The 21,202-nt window shown below is 72.9% G+C and carries 16 protein-coding genes; 13 read left to right on the top strand and 3 right to left on the bottom strand.

Features of this window, described 5'->3' with window-relative positions; genetic code table 11:
* The first annotated feature begins 9 nt into the window (after window positions 1-9).
* On the top strand, window positions 10-678 hold the full coding sequence (locus tag A6A06_RS00595) for a TetR/AcrR family transcriptional regulator (RefSeq protein ID WP_073757680.1): 669 nt from the start codon (window positions 10-12) through the stop codon (window positions 676-678).
* A 91-nt stretch (window positions 679-769) separates the two neighbouring features.
* On the opposite strand, the gene A6A06_RS00600 is transcribed toward A6A06_RS00595, so the two are convergent.
* Window positions 770-2,173, bottom strand: a complete 1,404-nt coding sequence (locus A6A06_RS00600) for a cation:dicarboxylate symporter family transporter (protein WP_073757682.1) — start codon at window positions 2,171-2,173, stop codon at window positions 770-772.
* Between the two features lie 183 nt (window positions 2,174-2,356).
* Between A6A06_RS00600 and A6A06_RS00605 the strand changes: the two genes are divergently transcribed.
* The 6 genes from A6A06_RS00605 (at window position 2,357) to A6A06_RS00630 (ending at window position 8,738) form a co-directional block, all read left to right on the top strand.
* Window positions 2,357-4,093 carry a sensor histidine kinase gene (locus A6A06_RS00605; RefSeq protein WP_073757684.1) on the top strand — a complete coding sequence of 579 codons (1,737 nt, stop codon included), beginning with the start codon at window positions 2,357-2,359 and terminating at the stop codon, window positions 4,091-4,093.
* Window positions 4,090-4,788, top strand: coding sequence for a response regulator (locus tag A6A06_RS00610; protein WP_073757686.1), 699 nt, complete (start codon window positions 4,090-4,092; stop codon window positions 4,786-4,788). Before A6A06_RS00605 ends, A6A06_RS00610 begins: the two co-directional genes overlap by 4 nt.
* Before the next feature lie 63 nt (window positions 4,789-4,851).
* The gene (locus A6A06_RS00615) at window positions 4,852-6,213 is read left to right on the top strand and encodes an extracellular solute-binding protein (protein WP_073757688.1); all 1,362 of its coding nucleotides are present in this window, start codon (window positions 4,852-4,854) and stop codon (window positions 6,211-6,213) included.
* On the top strand, window positions 6,210-7,127 hold the full coding sequence (locus A6A06_RS00620; RefSeq protein ID WP_073757690.1) for a carbohydrate ABC transporter permease: 918 nt from the start codon (window positions 6,210-6,212) through the stop codon (window positions 7,125-7,127). Before A6A06_RS00615 ends, A6A06_RS00620 begins: the two co-directional genes overlap by 4 nt.
* Window positions 7,128-7,131: 4 nt before the next feature.
* Window positions 7,132-7,983, top strand: a complete 852-nt coding sequence (locus tag A6A06_RS00625; RefSeq protein WP_073757692.1) for a carbohydrate ABC transporter permease — start codon at window positions 7,132-7,134, stop codon at window positions 7,981-7,983.
* Between the two features lie 26 nt (window positions 7,984-8,009).
* Complete coding sequence (locus tag A6A06_RS00630; protein WP_079193715.1) at window positions 8,010-8,738, top strand: S1 family peptidase; 729 nt, start codon at window positions 8,010-8,012, stop codon at window positions 8,736-8,738.
* Window positions 8,739-8,790: 52 nt separating this feature from the next.
* On the opposite strand, the gene A6A06_RS00635 is transcribed toward A6A06_RS00630, so the two are convergent.
* Window positions 8,791-12,681 (bottom strand): nSTAND1 domain-containing NTPase, encoded by a 3,891-nt coding sequence (locus A6A06_RS00635; protein ID WP_199930615.1) that lies wholly within the window; start codon window positions 12,679-12,681, stop codon window positions 8,791-8,793.
* A 320-nt stretch (window positions 12,682-13,001) separates the two neighbouring features.
* Between A6A06_RS00635 and A6A06_RS00640 the strand changes: the two genes are divergently transcribed.
* From A6A06_RS00640 to A6A06_RS00665, 6 genes are all read left to right on the top strand, one after another.
* Window positions 13,002-13,667 (top strand): mycothiol-dependent nitroreductase Rv2466c family protein, encoded by a 666-nt coding sequence (locus tag A6A06_RS00640; RefSeq protein WP_073757696.1) that lies wholly within the window; start codon window positions 13,002-13,004, stop codon window positions 13,665-13,667.
* Window positions 13,668-13,985: 318 nt separating this feature from the next.
* Entirely contained in the window at window positions 13,986-14,768 is a 783-nt protein-coding gene (locus tag A6A06_RS00645; RefSeq protein ID WP_073757698.1) for an ABC transporter ATP-binding protein, read from the top strand.
* Between the two features lie 42 nt (window positions 14,769-14,810).
* Entirely contained in the window at window positions 14,811-17,381 is a 2,571-nt protein-coding gene (locus tag A6A06_RS00650) for an ABC transporter permease (protein ID WP_073757700.1), read from the top strand.
* Between the two features lie 122 nt (window positions 17,382-17,503).
* A complete protein-coding gene (locus A6A06_RS00655; RefSeq protein ID WP_073757702.1) occupies window positions 17,504-18,505 on the top strand; it encodes a YihY/virulence factor BrkB family protein in 1,002 nt (333 codons plus the stop codon).
* Between the two features lie 158 nt (window positions 18,506-18,663).
* Window positions 18,664-20,322: a catalase gene (locus tag A6A06_RS00660; protein ID WP_073757704.1), complete on the top strand. Its 1,659-nt coding sequence runs from the start codon at window positions 18,664-18,666 to the stop codon at window positions 20,320-20,322.
* A 137-nt stretch (window positions 20,323-20,459) separates the two neighbouring features.
* Window positions 20,460-20,765, top strand: a complete 306-nt coding sequence (locus A6A06_RS00665) for a hypothetical protein (RefSeq protein WP_073757706.1) — start codon at window positions 20,460-20,462, stop codon at window positions 20,763-20,765.
* Between the two features lie 12 nt (window positions 20,766-20,777).
* On the opposite strand, the gene A6A06_RS00670 is transcribed toward A6A06_RS00665, so the two are convergent.
* Window positions 20,778-21,038 carry a DUF4235 domain-containing protein gene (locus tag A6A06_RS00670; RefSeq protein ID WP_073757708.1) on the bottom strand — a complete coding sequence of 87 codons (261 nt, stop codon included), beginning with the start codon at window positions 21,036-21,038 and terminating at the stop codon, window positions 20,778-20,780.
* Window positions 21,039-21,202 lie beyond the last annotated feature (164 nt).

Below are 21,202 nucleotides of genomic sequence, written 5' to 3' on the forward strand. Positions count from 1 at the left end.
CGCCCCGCCATGACCGCACTCACCAGCCGGGCCCACGCCAACCGCCGCCGGATCATGGACATCGCGCTGGCCGAACTGCTGCGGCACCCGGACGCGACCATGGACCAGATCGCCCGCGCCGCCGGGGTGGTGCGGCGCACCGTCTACGGCCACTTCCCGAGCCGGGAGGCGCTGATCACCGCACTGACGGACGCCGCCGTCGACGATGTGACGACCGCCTTCGCCGACGGCACGGCCGACCCGGCCGAGCCCGCCGACGCGGCACTGGCGCGGGCCACGCTCGCCGCCTGGGAGTGCGCCGACCGCTACCGGCTCCTGGTCTCACTCGCCCAGTGCAGCGTCACGGACGCGGGCATCCGGACCCGCCTGGAGCCCGTACGGAGCCGGGCGACGACCATCCTGGCGCGCGGCCTGGAGGCGGGGGTGTTCCACTCCCCGCTCACGCCGCGCGCGCTGGCACACGTACACGAGCACATGCTGTTCGGGCTGATGCAGGCGGTCAACGACGGCGACCTGGACGCCGAGGCCGCGGGCCACGCGGCGGCGGAGACGGTGCTGGCGGCGGCGGGCGTACCGGCCGGGCGGATCGCGGAAGCGGTACGGGAGGCGGAGGCGACGCCGGGGGCAGGGGCAACGCCGGTGGCGGGAGCGTCACCGGTGGCGGAGGCGACGGACTGAAGGGCGGGCAGCCGGGCAGCCGGGCAGCCGGGAACGCGGAAGAGCCCCGGCGGGTGCGCCCGCCGGGGCTCTCGGTTGCTCTTCTCGGATCTCAGACCTTCGCCGGCTCCTTGGAACCGTCCGTGCGCTGCGGCGGCGGCCCGTCCGCCGCCGCGGCGTGGCCGTCCGGGCTGAGCGTCCGCTCGTCGAAGGGCAGCTGCCCGGCGAGCACCACGCCCACCCGGGCCTTGTCGATCTCCTTGGTCCAGGTGCCGACGAGGACCGTGGCCACCGCGTTGCCCGCGAAGTTGGTCAGCGCCCGCGCCTCGCTCATGAAGCGGTCGATGCCGACGATCAGGCCGACGCCGTCCACCAGTTCCGGCCGGTGCGACTGGAGGCCGCCGGCCAGCGTCGCCAGTCCGGCGCCGGTCACGCCCGCCGCGCCCTTCGACGCGATGATCATGAAGACGAGCAGCGACACCTGCTGGCCGATGGAGAGCGGGCTGCCCATCGCCTCCGCGATGAACAGCGAGGACATCGTCAGGTAGATGGCGGTGCCGTCGAGGTTGAAGCTGTAGCCGGTCGGCACGGTGATGCCGACGACCGGCTTGCTGACACCCAGGTGCTCCATCTTCGCGATCAGCCGCGGCAGCGCGGACTCGGAGGAGGAGGTCGACAGGATCAGCAGGAACTCCCGGCCCAGGTACTTCAGCAGGGCGAAGATGTTCACCCCGGCGATCAGGCGCAGCAGCGTACCGAGCACGACGATCACGAACAGCAGGCAGGTCACGTAGAAGCCGACCATGATGACGGCGAGCGACTTCAGCGCGTCCACGCCGGTCGCGCCGACCACCGCGGCCATCGCGCCGAACGCGCCCACCGGCGCGGCCCACATGATCATGGACAGTACGCGGAAGACCAGGCGCTGGAGGTGCCCGATGCCGCGCAGCACCGGCTCGCCGGAGGCGCCCATCGCCTGGAGGCCGAAGCCGACGAGCAGCGCCACCAGCAGCGTCTGGAGCACCTCGCCGTGGGTGAGGGCCGAGACCAGCGTCTCCGGGATGATGCCGAGCAGGAAGTCCGAGGTCGACTCGGCGCCGCCCTTGGTCTGGGCCTGCCCCGCGTGCCGCAGCGACTCGGTCAGGTGGAGGCCGGAGCCCGGCTCCAGCACGTTGCCCACCACCAGGCCGATGGCCAGCGCGACCGTGGACATCACCATGAAGTAGCCCAGCGCCAGCCCGCCGACCGCGCCGACCTTGGCGGCCTTGCGGACCGACCCGACGCCCAGCACGATCGTGCAGAAGATCACCGGCGAGATCATCATCTTGATGAGGTTCACGAAGCCGGTGCCCAGCGGCTTCAGCCCGACGGCGAAGCCGGGGGCGGCGAAGCCCACGGCGATGCCGGCGAGCACGGCGACGATGACGGCGATGTACAGGTAGTGCGTCCGGTCCCGCTTGCGCTTCGGTGCGGTCTCCTCGGTCGTCCCCCCGGGCGGTGGGGTCTGTGCGGCCACGGTTGACTCCTCGGTCCTCGGTTCTGCGCCGGTCTGCGGCTCTGCAACCCGTACGCGGCCCGAGTCGGTGCCGGTACGCGGCCCGTACGCAGAACAGTCCCGGTGACTATGCACGCCGTTGTGGCGCCCGTCACCCTTGCGTGCATTTCGTTCACGCATAAATAACCGGGCAGACTGGTGCCCATGCCAAGTTCCCGACGGGGGGTTCCGACGCGTGGCGTACGCCGCGCACCCGATGCGACCGGTGCGCGCCGCCCGCGCGTCCGGTGGCCGCGCAGCCTGGCCGGGCAGCTGTTCGCCGTGCAGGTGGTGCTGGTCGGCGTGGTGGTGGCGGGGTACGCCGTGTTCGCGTACGTCAGCGCCGGGCGGCAGGCCGAGGAGACCGCGCGGCGGCAGACGACGGCGGTGGCCGCGGCGGTCGCCGACGCCCCGGCGGTGGCGCGGGCCGTGCGCTCGGCCGACCCCACCGCGGAGCTCCAGCCGTACACCGAGCGGCTGCGGCGGGACGCCGGTGTCGACTTCATTGTGGTCATGGACACGGCAGGCAAGCGGTGGACCCACCCCGAACCGTCCGCCATCGGCCGCACCTACCTCGGCCGGACCGCGCAGGCCCGGTCCGGCCGGACGTACACCGAGACGCACCGGGGCAGGCTCGGCCCGTCCGTACGGGTCATCACGCCGGTACGGGACCAGGAGGACGGCGGCCGCGTCGTCGCCCTGGTCAGCTCCGGCATCACCGTCGCCACCATCAGCGACGGGCTGCGGCAGCAGGTCACGACGCTGGCCGCCGTCGGGGCCGGGGCGCTCGCGCTCGGCGGACTCGGCACGTACCTCGTCAACGCGCGGCTGCGCCGCCACACCCACGGCATGAACGCCGCCGAGCTGGGCCGACTGCACGACTACCACGAGGCGGCGCTGCACGCGGTGCGCGAGGGACTGCTGATGCTGGACGGGGAGCGGCGGGTGGCGCTCCTCAACGACGGCGCGCGCGAGCTCCTCGGACTGCGCGGCGACCCCAGGGGCCGGCCGGTCACCGCGCTCGGCCTCCCCGCGCCCCTCACCGCCACCCTCGCCTCCCCCGCTCCGCACGCGGACGAACTCCACCTCACCGACGACCGGGTGCTGGTCGTCAGCACCTCGCCGGTCTCCGGCGGCGAACGGCGCGGCACGGTCGTCACCCTCCGCGACCACACCGAACTCCAGACGCTCTCCGGCGAGCTGGACTCCGTACGCGGCATCACCCGGGCCCTGCGCTCCCAGGCGCACGAGGCCGCCAACCGGCTGCACACCGTCGTCTCCCTCGTCGAGCTGGGCCGTACGGACGAGGCCGTCGACTTCGCCACCGCCGAACTGGAGCTGGCCCAGGCCCTCACCGACCAGGTCGTCGGCGCGGTCGCCGAACCCGTCCTCGCCGCCCTCCTCCTCGGCAAGGCCGCCCAGGCCAACGAACACGGCGTCGAGCTGGTCCTCACCGCCGACAGCCGCATCGACGACGGCGTCCTGCCGTCGTCCCTGCCGCCGCGTGACCTGGTCACGGTCCTCGGCAACCTCCTCGACAACGCGATCGAGGCGGCACCGGAAGGCGCCCGGGTGCGGGTCACCGCGCTGGCCGACGGCGGGGAACTGCTGCTGCGGGTGGCCGACAACGGCGACGGGGTACAGGGCACGGAGGACGCCGAGGACGTGTTCCGGTGGGGGTGGACCACCAAGGGCGGCGCGGGCCGCGGCCTCGGGCTGGCGCTCGTACGGCAGGCCGTGCTCCGGCACGGCGGGACCGTGCGGGTGGGCGAGGCGTCCGGCGGGGGCGCCGAGTTCACGGTGCGGTTCCCGCTGCGGGCGGGAGACACCGCGGACGGGGGCGTCACGGCCGGGGACAGCACGGCCGGTGGCGCCACGGCCGGGACGGGCGGCGCCGGATGACCGGGCCGCACGCCGACGCCGCGCCACCGCTGCGGGTGCTCATCGTCGAGGACGACCCCGTGGCGGCCGACGCCCACGCCCTCTACGTGGGGCGGGTGCCGGGCTTCACCGTGTCGGGGGCGGTGCGTTCCGTCGCCGGTGCCCGCCGGCACCTGGACCGGCACGGCGTCGACCTGCTCCTGCTGGACCTCTTCCTGCCGGACGGGCACGGCCTGGCGTTCGTGCGGTCGCTGCGGGCGGCCGGGCACGGCGCCGACGTCATCGCCGTCACCTCCGCGCGTGATCTGGCCGTCGTCCGGGAGGGGGTCTCGCTCGGGGTCGTGCAGTACGTGCTGAAGCCGTTCACGTTCGCCACGCTGCGCGACCGTCTGCTGCGGTACGCCGCCTACCGCGCGGCCGTCGGCGAGGCCAGCGGACAGGACGAGGTGGACCGGGCCATCGCGGCCCTGCGCTCGCCGCGGTCCGCCGCGCTGCCCAAGGGCCTGACCGCGGCGACCTTGAGCGCGGTGACCGACGCGCTGCGCGCCGCCCCCGGCGGTCTCAGCGCCGCCGCGGCCGCCGAGGAGATCGGCATCTCCCGCATCACGGCCCGCCGTTACCTCGAACACCTCGTCGACGCGGGGCGCGCCGCCCGCTCCCCGCAGTACGGTCAGGTGGGCCGTCCCGAATTGCGGTACCGCTGGATGGGGCATTGACCTCCCTTTATCCCTGACCTACGGTCACCGGGCAGCCTGCCGTGGCTAGTTGGAGGTCATGCCGTGCGCCGCACCGCTCCGATGGCTCTGCTCACCGCCGCCGTGCTGGCCGCAGGCACGCTCACCGCCTGCGGCGGCCCGGGAGGCGACAAGAACACCCTCAAGGTCGCCTTCCCCAAGGACACCAACAACAAGGTGACGCTCCGGGACGACTACGTCGAGATGGTGACCCGCGCGTTCGAGAAGGCCAACCCCGGCAAGAAGGTCGAGCTGATCCCGATCCAGGCGTCCGAGAACGACTACTACGCCAAGATCCAGCAGATGATGCGCTCCCCGAAGACCGCCCCCGACCTGGTCTACGAGGACACCTTCCTCATCAACTCCGACATCACCGCCGGACTGCTGCGCCCGCTGGACCCCTACATCGCCAAGTGGGCCGACTGGAAGCAGTTCGAGCCGTCCGCGAAGGCCGCCGCGCGGGCGCAGGACGGCAGGACGTACGGCGTACCGGACGGCACCGACACCCGCGGCCTGTGGTTCAACCGGAAGATCTTCAAGAAGGCGGGGCTGCCGCAGGACTGGCGGCCGAAGACCTGGGACGAGGTGCTGGACGCGGCCCGCACCGTCAAGCGCGAGGTCCCCGGCGTCATCCCGCTGAACGTCTACACCGGCAAGGGCGCGGGCGAGGCCGCCGTGATGCAGGGCTTCGAGATGCTGCTGTACGGCACCGGCAAGGACCAGCTCTACGACCCGGCGGCGAAGAAGTGGGTCACCGGGAGCAAGGGCTTCCGGGACAGCCTGGAGTTCCTGCGCACGGTGTACGGCGAGAAGCTGGGGCCCGACCTGTCCGACGCGCTCAGCCCCAACATCCAGACCAACGTCGCCACCGAGCTGATGCCCGAGGAGAAGCTCGCGATCAACCTGGACGGCTCGTGGCTGGGCCAGCAGTGGCAGCCGAAGGGCGGCGGCAAACCGTGGCCCGAGTGGCCGCGGACGCTGGGCCGGGCGGCGTTCCCCACGCAGACCGGCGCGGCGCCGGGCCGGGTCAGCCTGGCGGGCGGCTGGACCTGGTCCGTACCGCGGCAGTCGCAGCGGCCCGACCTGGCCTGGAAGCTGATCGAGACGTTCCAGACGCAGCGCAACGCGCTGGAGTGGTGTGTGCGCGGCGCGCAGATCGCGGTACGCAAGGACGTGGCGGCGGACCCCGCGTACCTGAAGTCCGTGCCGGGCATCGGCTTCTTCACCGCTCTGGTGAAGGTCAGCCGGTACCGGCCGGCGCTGCCCGTCTACCCCAAGGTCTCGGCGGCGATCGGTGAGGCGATGGAGGCCGTCACCTCCGGGGCCGCGACACCGGCGAAGGCCGCGGCGGACTACGACGAGCAGCTGAAGACCCTCACCGACGGCCAGGTCGTCGCCAAGCCATGACCCGCGCCGCCACGACGGCCACCGCGTACGGCACGGCGGGCCGCGGCGCCCGGTCCCGCCGCCGGGCCCTGCTGCGCTGGTCGCCGATCGCCCCCGCGACCGTCCTGCTGCTGCTCTTCCTCGCCGGTCCCATCGGCTACTGCGTCTACATCGCCTTCACCGACATGCAGCTGACCGGCCAGGAGTCCACCTCCTTCGTGGGCCTGGACAACTTCCGGCACGCCTTCGGCGACCCCGCCTTCCTGAACGCCGTCGTCCTGACGCTGGTCTTCACCCTGGTCTCGTCGATCCTGGGCCAGAACACCCTGGGCCTGGCGCTCGCCGCGCTGATGCAGCGCGCCTCGAAGCCCGTGCGCACGGTCACCGGCGCGGTCGTCATCACCGCCTGGGTGCTGCCGGAGATCGTCGCGGGCTTTCTGCTGTACACGTTCTTCGAGCGGCGCGGCACCCTCAACGCGATCCTCGACCAGCTCCATCTGCCGTCGCAGAACTGGCTGTTCACGCTGCCGATCCTGGCCGTGTCGTTCGCCAACGTCTGGCGCGGCACGGCCTTCTCGATGCTGATCTACTCGGCCGCGCTCTCCGAGATCCCCAAGGAGGTCACCGAGTCCGCCGAGGTGGACGGGGCGAGCGGCCGGCAGCGGCTGTGGCATGTGACGCTGCCGATGATCCGCCGCTCCATCGGCACCAACCTGATGCTCAACACCCTCCAGACGCTCTCCGTCTTCGGGCTGATCTGGGCGATGACCCGCGGCGGCCCCGGCAGCCGGAGCCAGACGCTGCCGGTGTTCATGTACGACCAGGCGTTCCTGAAGTCGCTGATCGGGTACGGCACCGCCGTCGCCCTGCTGCTGCTCGTGGTGGGCGCCCTCTTCTCCGTCGTCTATCTGCGTCTGCTGCGCGAGGAGGTGTGACGCGGTGCCCGCCCGGTCCGCCAGGCCCCTGCTGACCCGCCGTGCCCGGCGCCGCCTCGCCGCCGACGCGGCCCTGCTCGCCGTCGCCGCCGCCTTCGCCGTACCGCTCGCCTGGCTGGTGCTCTCCTCGCTCGACACCGGGGCGACGCTCCGCGTGAAGGTGCCCGGGTCGCCGTCGCTGGACAACTTCTCGGCGGTCCTGACGGACGAGATCACCTTCACGCCGATGCTCAACAGCCTGGTGCTGTGCGGCAGCGCCACCGTCGTGACGGTCGCCTGCGCGGCACTGGCGGCCTATCCGCTGTCCCGCTACCGCTCCCGGTTCAGCCGCCCGTACCTGCTGACCATCCTGTTCTCCACCTGCCTGCCGATCACCGCGATCATGGTTCCGGTGTACGCGCTGTACGTGCGGGTCAACCTGATCGACACCGTGTACGGCACCGCGCTGTTCCTGGCCACCGCCCAGCTGCCGTTCGCCATCTGGCTGATGAAGAACTTCATGGACGGCATCCCCCGGGTCCTCGAAGAGGCCGCCTGGACCGACGGCGCCTCCTGGTTCCAGACGCTGTGGCGGGTGATCCTGCCGCTGATGGGGCCGGGCGTCACCGTCGTGACGATCTACACGTTCGCCATCATGTGGGGCAACTTCTTCGTCCCGTTCCTGCTGCTCCTGACGCCCGACCAGCTGCCCGCCTCCGTCAGCATCTTCACCTTCTTCGGCAACTACGGCGCCATCGCCTTCGGCCAGCTGGCGGCGTTCTCGATCCTGTACTCGACGCCGGTCGTCCTGCTGTACGTGCTGATCTCGCGCCGGCTGGGCGGCGGGTTCGCGCTGGGCGGCGCGGTGAAGGGCTGACCCCCACTCCCTCCGGAGGAGGACCCGTGAGACCGAGACCCACCGCAGTGCCCCGCTCCGTGGCCGCGCAGGCCGTCGCCGTGCCGGCCGTCCTGGCCACCGCCGTATCGGCTCTCCTGGCCACCGCCCCCTCCGCCGGTGCCGCCCCGGGCACCGGGCCGTCCCGTACGGCCGCCGCGACGGCGGTCCGCGGCGGCAACGTCCTGTACAGCGCTTCGGGCCGCTGCACCGTCGGCTTCAACGCCACCAAGGGGAACACCTATTACGCAATCATGGAGGGCCGGTGTGCGGGCGGCGCCCGGGACTGGTACGCCGACGCCGCCCGTACCGTCCACGTCGGCGTGACCGAAGCCGTCCGCTTCCCCGGCGAGGACCACGCCCTCATCCGCTACACCAACCCGGCCGTCTCCTACCCCGGCGAAGTCGACCTCGGCGGCCGGTTCCTCGACATCACGGGCGCCGCCCGGCCCGCCGTCGGACAGCAGGTGTGCCTGGCCGGCCCCGCGGCCGGGCAGCGCTGCGGGCGGGTCGACGCCGTGAACGTCAGCGTGAACTACCCCGAGGGCACGGTCTCCGGCATCGCCCGGACATCGGCCTGCACCGATCCGGGAACGGCCGCGGGCCGCCCCGCCGTCTCCGGCGGCACCGCGATCGGCCTGGCCATGGGCGGCAGCGGCACCTGCACATCCGGCGGCACCACCTACCTCCAGCCGGTCGTCCCGGTACTCCAGGCGTACGGCCTCACCCTGCACTGACGGGCCCGCCCGCCGCCTCCGCGCCCGGTCCGGCGGGCGCGGACCCGGCGGCTCACCGGCAGTACCAGTCGGCCGGCACGCCGAGGGCCGACGCCGCCCAGTGGCCCTTCCGGCTCAGCTCGCAGATCGTCCGCGCCGCCTCGTCCACCTTGGTGTACCACTCCCGTACGGTGCCGTCCGCACTGCCGCTGACCAGCGCCCGGCCGTCGGGCCAGAAGGACAGGGACAGGACGCTGCCGGTGTGCCCGGACAGCACGGCCGACGTGCGGCGGGCGGCCACGTCCCACAGGCGCACGGTGTCGTCGTCGCCGCCCGAGGCCAGGGTGCGGCCGTCCGGGCTGAACGCCAGGGAGGCGACGCTGCTGGCGTGGCCGCGCAGCGTGCCGGTCTTCCGCCGGCCCGGTACGTCCCACAGCTGGACGTCGTGGTCCGTGCCGGACGTGGCCAGGGTCTTGCCGTCCCGGGTGAAGGCGGCGGCGAAGATGGGGTACGAGCGGCCGGTCAGGCGGGCGGTCTCCCGGAGCCCGGCCATGTCCCACAGGGCGACGGAGCCCATGTTGTTGGCGTTCTCGGTGACCGCCAGGGTGGTGCCGTCCGGCGCGAAGGTGACGGTGGACCCGCTGCCCGCCAGCTTGCGCGCGGCCGTCCGGCGGTGGCCGGCCACGTCCCACAGGAACAGGTTGCGGTCGTCCCCGACGGTGGCCAGTTTCCTGCCGTCGAGCGAGAAGGCCACCTGCCGGACGGTGTTGGTGTGTCCGCGCAGGGTGGCGAGCATCCGTCCGGTGCGCGCGCCCCACAGCCGCACCGTACGGTCGGCGTGCACGGTGGCGAAGACGTCGTTCTTCGGTGAGAACACCAGGCCGGTGATGACGCCGGGCGGCGCGTCGAGCGTCCGCAGCGGCCGCGGCCGGTCGGCCGACCACAGCGTCAGCGTGCTGCCCGCGGCCGCGATGATCCGGCCGTCCGGGGACACTCCGACCGAGGTCACCGCGCTCTGCCGACCGCCGAGGGTCTCCTGCCGTTCGCCTGCGGAGCGCCACAGCCGGACGGTGCCCGTGTCGTCGTCGGAGGGCGCGGCCAGGGCCGAGCCGTCCCGTGCCCAGGACAGCGCGCCGGGCGTCTCGACGCGCGCGGCGAACTTCTGCGTCGCGTTCCGGGAGTTCACGTCCCACAGCCGGACGATGCCGTCGTAGCTGCCGACGGCGAGGGTGGTGCGGTTCGGCGCCCAGGCCAGGGCCGTGATCCGGTCGGCGGTCCCGGTGAGTTCACCCGTTCTGCGGCGCCCGGCGACGTCCCACAGCAAAACCGTACGGTCGCCGCCGCCGCTGGCGAGGGTCCGGCCGTCCGGGCTGAAGGCCAGCGCGAGCACCGGCTGGAGGTGTCCGTCGAGGGTGGCGAGCGGCCGGTGGGTGCGCGCGTCCCACAGCCGGACCGTGCGGTCGTCGCCGGCCGACGCCAGCACCTTGCCGTCCGGCGAGAAGGCCACCGCCACCACGTTGCCGGTGTGTCCGGCCAGGTCGGCGGCGGGCCGCCGCGAGGCCACGTCCCACAGCCGTACGGCCCTGCCGATCCCGCCGGAGGCGAGGGTGGCGCCGTCACGGGAGAACGCCAGCGACACCACCCGCCCCGAGGGGCCGTCCAGTTCGGCGAACCCGCGGCGGGTCTCGACGTCCCACAGGCGTACGGAGCCGTCGTCCCCGGCGGTCGCGAGGATGCTGCCGTCGGGGCTGAAGGCGAGTGCGTACACGGGGCCGGTGTGGCCGATGAGGGTGCCGAGCATCCGGTCGGCGGCGGTGTCCCACAGTTTGACCGTGCGGTCCACCGAAGCGGTGGCCAGGGTGCGGCCGTCGGGCGCGAAGGCCACCGCGTTCACGACGCCGGTGTGCCCGGTGAACTGGTTGGCGCGGTAGGCGGCGTAGGCGCTGAGCAGGCTGCCGCGCGCCTCCGCCGTCTCCGCCTGCCGGTAGCCGTACAGCGCGGTCAGCGCCGCCGCCTGGGGCTGCTGCTGCCGCAGCTCGCCGGCCTGTGCGGCGTACTGGCGGGACACCGCGATCCGGCGCTGGAGCTCGGCGTCCGACCACTGCTGGATGGCGATGCCCGCCGCGATGAGGGCGAGGACGAGGAGGGCGCTGAGCGACGCGGTGAGCCAGCGCGCGCGGCGGCCCCGCCGCCGGTCGGCTCCGGTGGCGCTGCGCAGGAAGTCCCGTTCCAGGGCGTTGAGCGCGGAGCCGTGCTCATGTGCCCAGGTCCGCGCACCGGCCAGCTGCGCGCCCCGGTAGAGCGCGCCCGCGTCCCGGCCCAGTTCGTGCCACGCCTCGGCGGCGGCGGTGAGCCTGCGGTGGGTGCGCAGCGCCTCCCGGTCCTCGTCGAGCCAGTGCCGCAGCCGGGGCCAGGCCCGGATGACGGCCTCGTGGGCCACCTCGGCCGTGCCCTCGGAGAGCACGACCAGCCGGGCGGCGGCCAGCTTGCGCAGCAGCCCGTCGATCTCGTGCGGGTCGGCGAGGCCGTCCAGTTCGCGGCGGGCCAGCCGCCGCCGGGTGTCCTCCGTGCCCTCGCCGAGCGCGGTCAGCCGCAGGAACACCGCCCGCATCACGTCGCGCTGCCGCGGCGCGGCCTCCTCGTACATCCGCTCGGCGGTCTGTGCGACGGCGCCGCGCATGCCGCCGGAGGCGCGGTAGTCGGCCAGCCGTACGGTGTCGTCGCCGCGGCGGTGCCACGCCTCGCGCATCGCGTGCCCGACCAGCGGCAGCGCGCCCGGCTGGCCGGCCGCCTCGGCGAGCACCGCCTCCACCAGGTCCGCGTCCACCTGGACGCCGGAGCGCACGGCGGGCTCGGCGATGATGTCCCGCAACTCGGCGCGGTTGGGCGGCCCCACGGGCAGCTGGGCGGAGGCGCGGAGGACGGCGACCAGCCCCGGGTGGACGAAGCAGCGTGCGTAGAAGTCGGCCCGGATGCCGATGGCGACCCGGATCCGCCGGTCGGCGGAGCGGGCCAGTCCGGCCACGGCGCCGAGGAAGGCGGTGCGTTCGTCCTCGTCGTCGCAGAGCGTGAAGACCTCTTCGAACTGGTCGACGACCAGCAGCGCACGGTCGGCGTCGGGCCGGGCGGCGAGCCAGGTGCGCAGGGCGAGGTCGAGGGCGGCGGGGTCCTCGTCCGTACGGCGGCGGAGGGCGGCGGCGTGGTCTTGGGGGGTGGGGGTGGCGGGGGTGGTGGGAGTGGCGGGATCGGGTGGGGGGACGGGGATGGTGGGGGCGGGGGTGTCGGTGGGCAGCTCGGCCGGGGCGGCCGGGCTGTCGTCACCTCCGGGCGGTTCCGGTTCCTGGTCCTGGTCCTGGTCCTGCTCCGGTTCCGGTTCTGCCGCCAGGCGGGCCACCGCCGCCGCGAGGGCGTCGAGCGGCCGTGCACCAGGGGTCAGCAGCACCGGGTGCCACTGCGCACCGAGACGGGGCAGCAGCCCGGCCCGCAGCAGGGAGGACTTGCCGCTTCCCGAGGCGCCGAAGACCACGGTGAGCGCGTGCTGTTCGACGCGCACCGACAGTTCCTTGGTGAGGGCCGCGCGGCCGAAGTACTCCGCGGCGTTCGCCGCCTCGAAGGCGGCCAGCCCCGGGTAGGGGCACCGCGCGGTGACCGGTTCGTCGTCGCCGGCCCCGGCCGCGGCCCGCCAGCGCGCCTCCCATTCGGCCCGCTCCCCGCCGCACGCCTGGGCGTAGGCCAGGACGACATCGAGGGTTGCCAGCCGCTCCCCTTTGGCCGCCTCCGCCAGCGTACTGGCCGAGTAGTGCGCCGTTTTGGCGAGCGTGCGGTAGCTCGGCGTCCCGGCCCGCTCCCGCAGCTGCCGTAGTTCCCAGGCGAGCCGTTCCACCGGCCCGGCCTGCGGGTCCACCGGCCGTTCGGGCCGCCCCAGCCGGGGTTTGTGCTGCCCTCCCCCTGCGATCCCCGCCACCTTCTTCCCTGCGCCGGGACCGCCCCCGCGGCCCGGCTCCCCATTGTCCGACTTGTTTGTCCCGTACGAGCTGCACTTTCGGACAACTCCGCGGCGTTGCACAGTCGTAGTCTCCGGCGCCGTCGGGGTGGCAAACGGGGGTGGTGCGAGTACGCACGTCCTCGCACCGCGGCACCCCCGGCGTGCCGGACACACACGCCGGACACACACGTCGGCCCGGCCGTACCGGGCAGATCGCCCCCGATGGCATCCTTGAGACGTTCCGGGCGCGCGCCGGCGGAGGCTGACCGCGCCCGGTCCCGACGGCGGGGAGGGCGCGGGTGGACGGTGAGGCGGGCGCGGCGGTTTCCGGCCGCGGCGTCACGGCGGACTTCTGGTTCGATCCTGTCTGCCCGTACACGTGGGTCGCCGCGCAGTGGATACGGGAGGTGGCCCGGGTCCGCCCGGTGCGGGTGCGTCTGCGGCTGATGAGCCTCCAGGTGCTCAACGAGGACCGGGAGGTCAACCCGGAGGACCCGGACGGCGAGTGGGGCGCGTACCTGTGGGCCCCGGTGCGGGCGTGCGCCGCGGTGGAGCAGCGGTACGGGCAGGAGGCCCTGGGCCGCTTCTACCGCACGCTCGGCACCTGGCTGCACCACAGGGGCGAGTGGGACGGGATCGAGCGCGCGCTGTCGGACGCGGGGCTGCCGCGCGAGGTGGCCGCGGCGGCGTGGACCACGGAGTACGACACGGTGATCCGGGCTTCGCACGCGCGCGCCGTCGCCCTGGTCGGCGCGGATGTCGGTACGCCGGTCATCGCGGTGGGCGGCACGGCCTTCTTCGGGCCGGTGGTCTCCCCCGCGCCACGGGGAGAGGCCGCCGGGCGGCTGTGGGACGGCGCGCTGCTGATGGCCTCCGTACCGGGCTTCTACGAGCTGCGCCGCCCGGCCGCCGCGGAACCGGACTTCGGCCCCGCGCCTGCTGCCGAGAGCGCTGCTCCGGAGTAGGCGGCGGGCACCCGGCCGGGATGCGCGCGGGATTCGGCCGGTACGCGGGCGGGATTCGGCCGGGATTCGGCGGGCCCTTACGTCGGCCATAAGTCGGACGTCCGTCCCTCCACGGGATGACGGGTCCCGCGCAGGTCGCACTTCCGGCCGGTACCGCTTTCCACTCTTCGGGCTGAGGCATCGGCGGCCCCGCCCGACGAAGAATGGAACTGCACCACTCACCCGGCTCCCGTGGCCCTCCCGGCCCCCGGAAACCGGTGTTCCGCCGGGGCCCGCCTACCCCGGCAGCCCGCCCGTCCCCTTCCCTGGAGTTCTCCCGTGTCCTACGCGGCCGCCTTCCCCGCCCCCGCCCGAGCCACCGCGGCCGTCGCCGCCCGTGCCACGGACCTGAGCAAGATCTACGGCGAGGGCGAGACCCGTGTGGTCGCCCTGGACAACGTGTCCGTCGAGTTCGGCCGGGCGCGCTTCACCGCCATCATGGGCCCGTCCGGTTCCGGCAAGTCGACGCTGATGCACTGCATGGCGGGTCTGGACTCCATATCGTCCGGCTCCGCGCTGATCGGGGACACCGAGCTGACGGGCCTGAACGACAAGAAGCTCACCCAGCTGCGCCGCGACAAGATCGGCTTCATCTTCCAGGCGTTCAACCTGCTGCCGACGCTGACCGCCGCCGAGAACATCACGCTGCCGATGGACATCGCGGGCCGCAAGCCCGACCGGCAGTGGCTGGAGCAGGTCATCTCGGCCGTCGGCCTGTCCGGACGCCTCGCGCACCGGCCCGCGCAGCTCTCCGGCGGCCAGCAGCAGCGCGTCGCGGTGGCCCGCGCGCTGGCCTCCCAGCCCGAGATCATCTTCGCCGACGAGCCGACCGGCAACCTCGACTCCCGCTCCGGCGCCGAGGTGCTGGGCTTCCTGCGCGAGTCCGTACGGGCGATGGACCAGACCGTCGTCATGGTCACCCACGACCCGGTCGCCGCCGCCTACGCGGACCGGGTGATCTTCCTCGCCGACGGCCGCATCGTCGAGGAACTGTACGAGCCGACCGCCGACGCCGTCCTGGACCGGATGCGGCTGTTCGACGCCAAGAACCGTACGAACTGACGCCCGCCGCCGACACCTCACCCCAGGACTGACACCACCACCATGTTCCGAACCGCCCTGCGCAACGTGCTCGCGCACAAAGCCCGCCTGATGATGACCGCGCTCGCGGTCCTCCTCGGCGTGGCCTTCGTCTCCGGCACCCTGATCTTCAGCGACACGGTCGGCGAGGCCGTCAAGAAGGCCTCGGCCAAGAGCTTCAAGGACGTCGCCGTCTCCGTACAGTCCACCTCCGGCGACGGACCCCGCATCCCCGAGGACGGGCAGAACCGCTCGACCCTGCTCACCGACCGGCTGGCCGACCAGGTCCGCTCCCTGCCGGGCGTGGCCGCCGTACACGCCAACGTCAGCGGCCGCGCCACCGTCGCCGACAAGGACAACCAGCCGATCGGCAACGACTGGCAGAACGTGGCCACCAACTACCAGCCGGGCGAGGGCGGCAAGGACAGCCGCTACCCGGTCGTCCAGGGCCGCGGCCCGGCCGCGGCCGGCGAGATCGCCCTCGACGAGGCCACCGCGGAGAAGGGCGGCCTGAAGCTCGGCGGCACCGTGCGCTTCGCCACCGACGGACCGGCCCTGCACAAGAAGCTCGTCGGCATCGTCCACTCCGAGGACCCGCAGGTCACCGCGGGCGGCAGCCTCGCGCTGTTCGACACCGCCACCGCGCAGAAGCTGTTCGTGCACCCCGGCCAGTACGACGAACTCGTGGTCGCCGCCCAGCCCGGCACCGACGAGAAGGCGCTGACCGCCGCGGTCGAGAAGCTGCTGCCGAAGGACCGCGCGACGGCGACCAGCGGCGCCGTCCTCGCCGCCGATCAGGCCAGGATGGTCGAGCAGAGCAACCAGGCGATGAGCAAGACGCTGCTGGTCTTCGCCGGTATCGCGCTGTTCGTCGGCATCTTCATCATCGCCAACACCTTCACCATGCTCATCTCCCAGCGCAGCCGCGAGATCGCGCTGATGCGGGCGATCGGCGCCTCCCGCCGCCAGGTGGTGCGCTCGGTGCTGGCCGAGGCGGGCCTGCTCGGCCTGGTCTCCTCCGTCATCGGCTTCGCCCTCGGCACCGGCATCGCGGTCACCATGCGCTCCGTGCTCAACGCCAACGGCGCCGGCTTCCCCGACGGCCCGCTGGTCATCAGCCCCGGCGCCGTCCTGTCCGCGCTCGGCGTCGGCGTCCTGGTGACCGTACTGGCCGCCTGGCTGCCCTCCCGCAAGGCCGCGAAGATCGCCCCGGTCGAGGCGCTGAACACGGTGGACGCGGCGCCCAAGCTGCGCGGCCTGGTCGTCCGCAACACCATCGGCGCGGTCGTCACCGGCCTCGGCGTCGCGATCATGCTCTACGTGTCCACCCTGAAGGACGCCGAGGACATGATGACGCCCATGGCGGGCTCGGCGCTCACCCTGGTCGGCGTCATCATCCTCGCGCCGCTGCTGTCCCGGCCGCTGGTCACGCTGGCCGGCAAGGTCACCACCCGGATCTTCGGCATCAGCGGCAAGCTGGCCAAGGAGAACGCGCTGCGCAACCCGCGCCGGACCGCCGCCACCGCCTCCGCCCTGATGATCGGCCTCACCCTGATCACCGGTATGACGGTCGTCGGCGTCTCGGGCCAGCGGGCCTCGGACGAGATGGCCGCCCAGGGCCTGACCGCGGACTACCAGGTCGGTACGGCCAACTTCCTCGGCCTGGACCCCGAACTGACGAAGAAGGCCGCGAAGCTGCCCGGCGTGCAGGCGGCGGTACCCCTGCGCTCGGCCGCCTTCGAGACGAACGGCGGCGACGGCTACGGCTCGATCTCCGGCACCGACCTCGCGCACCTCGACAAGGTCGCCGACCTCCGGTTCGTCAGCGGGTCGCTGGACGCCGTGCGCGACGGCGGGGTCGCGGTCTCCCGCAGCCGGGCGGAGAAGCTGCACTGGAAGACGGGCGAGACCCACGACGTCGGCTTCTTCACCGGCACGGAGAAGAAGGAGAAGGCCCGGCTCAAGGTCGCCGGCATCTACGAGGACAACGCCACCATCGGTGACCTGTTCGGCCCCACCGCGCTGGTCGACCCGCACGTCAAGCCCCTCAAGGACGAGAAGGTCCTGATCAAGACGGCCAACGGGCCCGACGCCGCGCTGGAGAAGGAGATCCGCAAGGCCCTCGGCGACAGCCCGCTGCTCAAGGTGCAGGACAAGGACGCGCTCCGCAAGGAGAACGCGGGCAGCATCGACACGGTCCTGAACATGGTCTACGGGCTGCTCGGCATGGCCGTGATCATCGCGGTGGTCGGTGTCGTCAACACCCTGGCCATGTCGGTCTTCGAACGCACCCGGGAGATCGGGATGCTGCGCGCCATCGGCCTGGCCCGCAGCGGCATCAAGCAGATGGTCCGTCTCGAATCCGTCGTCATCTCGCTGTTCGGCGCGGTGCTCGGCATCGGCGTGGGCATCTTCCTCGCCTGGGCCGGCGGCAAGCTGACGGCCTCCTCGATGCCGATGTACGAAATGATCCTGCCGTGGGGCCGCCTGGGCATCTTCCTGGCCATCGCCCTGGTCGTCGGCGTCCTCGCCGCCGCCTGGCCGGCCCGCCGCGCCGCCCGGCTGAACATGCTGGAGTCCATCGGCGCCCAGTAACCGCGCCGAAGGCACCCCCGCCGTCTGCCCCGTCCCCTCTCCCCCAGGGACGGGGCAGACGTTTTGCGTACGCGGCAGGGCGCCGGGGGTTCGCCCGCCCCGAAAGGGCAACCCGCACCGGCATGGCAGCCGAAGCCGGACCCACGTCCGAGAAACCCACCGCCCTCATCGCCCACTCCTGGTGGTCCGTACTGCGGCGTACGGCCAAGGAGTTCGTGGACGACGAGCTTCCCGACCGCGCCGCCGCCCTCACCTACTACGGGGTGCTCTCCCTCTTCCCCGCACTGCTGGTGCTCGTCTCGATGCTCGGGGTGATCGGGAAGTCGGCGGCCGACGCCGTCCTCGGCTCCCTCGAAGAGATCACGCCGGAAGCCGCGCAGCAGATCCTGCGCGGCGCGGTGCGCCAGCTCCAGGACGGGCCCGGCGCGGGCGGCGTCCTCGCCGTGCTGGGGCTGCTGGCCGCGCTGTGGTCGGCCTCCAGCTACATCGCGGCCTTCATCCGCAGCGCCAACGCCGTCTACGACCTGCCGGAGGGGCGTCCGGCGTGGAAGACCCTGCCGCTGCGGCTCGGCGTCACGGTCGTGCTGATGATGCTGCTGGCCGCCAGCGCGGTGATCGTGGTCTTCACCGGCTCGCTGGCCCGGCAGGCGGGCCGCGGCCTGGGCATCGGCGACACGGGCCTCGCGGTCTGGTCGGTCGCCAAGTGGCCCGTCCTGGTCCTGCTCGTGGTGCTGATGATCACCATCCTGTACCGCGCCACGCCCAACGTCCGGGACCAGGGACTGCGGTGGCTGACCCCCGGCAGCTTCCTGGCCGTCGCGCTGTGGCTGGCCGCCTCGGCGGGCTTCGCGCTGTACGTGGCGAACTTCGGCTCGTACAACAAGACGTACGGCACCCTGGCGGGCGTCATCATCTTCCTGGTCTGGGTGTGGCTGTCGAACCTGGCGGTCCTGCTGGGCCTGGAGTTCGACGCCGAGCTGGCCCGGCAGCGGGCCATCGCCGAGGGCCGCCCGTCGCGGGAGGAGCCGTACGTGGAGCCGCGCGACACGCGCACCTGGCCGGACCGCCTGCGGTGGCCGCGACGGCGCCGCCGTACGGCGCGCGAGCCGTCGCCGGACCTCTGAGAGCCCGTGCCACGGGAGCGCCGTCCCCCGAACGGGCACTGCCCCAAAAAGGTGAGCGTCTGCACCACCGCCGCCCCCAGCGGGTACCTCTGACCTTCCGGAGCCCCACCCACGGCGCGGACCCGAGCGCCTTCGAGTGCTGAAGGAAACCGAGAGCAGTGACAGACGTAGCAAGCCAGGGACCGGCACCCGGCGACGACCGCCCGGTGCTCACCAACCGGCAAGGCCATCCGGTCTACGACAACCAGAACCAACGGACGGTCGGCGCGCGCGGACCGGCCACGCTGGAGAACTACCAGTTCCTCGAAAAGATCAGCCACTTCGACCGGGAGCGCATCCCCGAGCGGGTCGTGCACGCCCGCGGCGTGACCGCGTACGGCTACTTCGAGAGCTACGGGAAGTGGGGCGACGAGCCCGTCGGCCGCTACACCCGCGCCAGACTGTTCCAGGACGCCGGCCAGCGCACCGAGGTGGCCGTGCGGTTCTCCACCGTGATCGGCGGCCGGGACTCCTCGGAGGCGGCCCGTGACCCGCGCGGCTTCGCGGTGAAGTTCTACACCGAGGACGGCAACTGGGACCTGGTCGGCAACAACCTGGGGGTCTTCTTCATCCGGGACGCCATCAAGTTCCCCGACGTCATCCACTCTCTGAAGCCCGACCCGGTCTCGCACGAGCAGAAGCCGGCCCGCATCTTCGACTTCATGTCGCAGACGCCGGAGTCGATGCACATGCTGGTCAACCTGTTCAGCCCGCGCGGCATCCCCGCCGACTACCGGCACATGCAGGGCTTCGGCGTCAACACCTACAAATGGGTGAACGAGAAGGGCGACACCGTCCTGGTCAAGTACCACTGGCTGCCCAAGCAGGGCGTACGCAGCATGACGGAGGAGGACGCCGCCGCCGTCCAGGCCGGGGAGCTGGGCCACGCCACCAAGGACCTGTACGAGGCGATCCGCCGCGGTGACCACCCCGAGTGGGAGCTGGTCGTCCAGATGATGGACGACCACGGCCACCCGGAGCTGGACTTCGACCCGCTGGACGACACCAAGACCTGGCCCGAGCAGGACTTCCCGCCCCGGCCGGTGGGCCGCATGGTCCTGGACCGCACCGTCGGCAACTACTTCGCCGAGAACGAGCAGATCTCCTTCGGCACCGGCGTCCTCGTCGACGGCCTGGACTTCTCCGACGACAAGATGCTCGTCGGCCGGACCTTCTCCTACAGCGACACCCAGCGCTACCGCGTCGGCCCGAACTACCTCCAGCTCCCCGTCAACAGCGCCAAGCACGCCACCGTGCACACCAACCAGCGCGACGGCCTGATGGCGTACGAGCAGGACCAGCACGGGCAGAACCCGGAGGTGAACTACGAGCCGTCGGTCACCGGGGGCCTGCGGGAGGGCACGTACCCGACCCACGACGAGCAGGGGCCGGAGATCCGTGGCCGGCTGACCCGCAAGCGCGTCCCGCGTACCAACGACTACCTCCAGGCCGGGCAGCGTTTCCGCCTCATGGAGGGCTGGGAGCGCGACGACCTCGTCAAGAACCTCACCGACCTGATCTCCCAGGCCGCCCGGCCGGTCCAGGAGCGGATGGTGTGGCACTTCCTGCTGGTCGAGAACGAGCTCGGCCTGCGCGTCGGTGAGGGGATGGGCATCGGCCCGAAGGACGTCGCCCATCTGGAGCCCCTGACGGGCCAGGACCTGACGGACGAGGACCACGAGCGGCTGTCCCGCCTCGGCGACAACCCGCCGCGCGACGTCTCCGGGCTCACCATGACCCACTGCGTACCCGACACGCGGCATACCGTCCCCTCCTGACGGGCACGGTGAACGCACGGACGACGCCATGAGGCACGGCCCCGCGGGCGATCCGGCGGGGCCGTGTTCCGTGCGCACCAGGGTGGCCCTCCCCGCCTGACGCGCGAGAGGCGCCACGGGAGGAGGAACGATCGGGCATGGCAGCGGCGAAGCGGTACGCGGTCGCGGCATCGGGGCAGTGGGTGGACGACGAAGACGGGCGGCGGCTGCCCGCGGGCGAGGTGCACGCCTGGGAACAGGGGCTGAACCAGACCGTGTGCGGCCTCTCGCTCAGCCGCTCGCAGCTGGCGCGCTTCCCGCACGTCGTATGGCCCGACATCCTGCCCGAGTCCGGCGGGGCCGCGGACCGCGTCCAGCGGGTGTGCCCGCGCTGCGCGTCCGTCGCCGGGCGCCGGGGCGGCGACGCCCGCCCCCGCTGGCACCGCACCAACCCCCGGCCGTGACGGCGTACGGACTCAGCCGGGCCAGGTGCCGGTGGCCTTGCGGACGGCCACCGCGCCGCTGCGGTCCACGGCCGCCTTGACCACCGCGAGCGTCGCGCCCTGGAGCGCGGCGGCGGGCAGCACCTCGCGCCAGCGGCGTTCCTCGTCCATGGCCTTCGGCGCGTCCTCCTCTCCGCCGACGACCTTCCACAGGCGCTTGAACACCATCCCGGCCAGCACCCCGCCGAGGACGCCGAACACCGTCCCCAGGGGCTTGTAGAGAAGTTTGATCATCAGTCGTGTCCTTTGTTCCGGCAGGCCCGCCGGGCCGTGCCGCCCGCTCCGGCTGCGGCGGGACCCGCCGGCCCGTCCGTCCGGTGATCCACGAAATCGCTCATCCCGGTCACGCCTCCTTCCTCGTGCGCGCCGGGTACCTCTTCCCGGGCCGGTTAACCGGA

Source organism: Streptomyces sp. CB02923, from assembly GCF_001905005.1.
GTDB lineage: Bacteria > Actinomycetota > Actinomycetes > Streptomycetales > Streptomycetaceae > Streptomyces.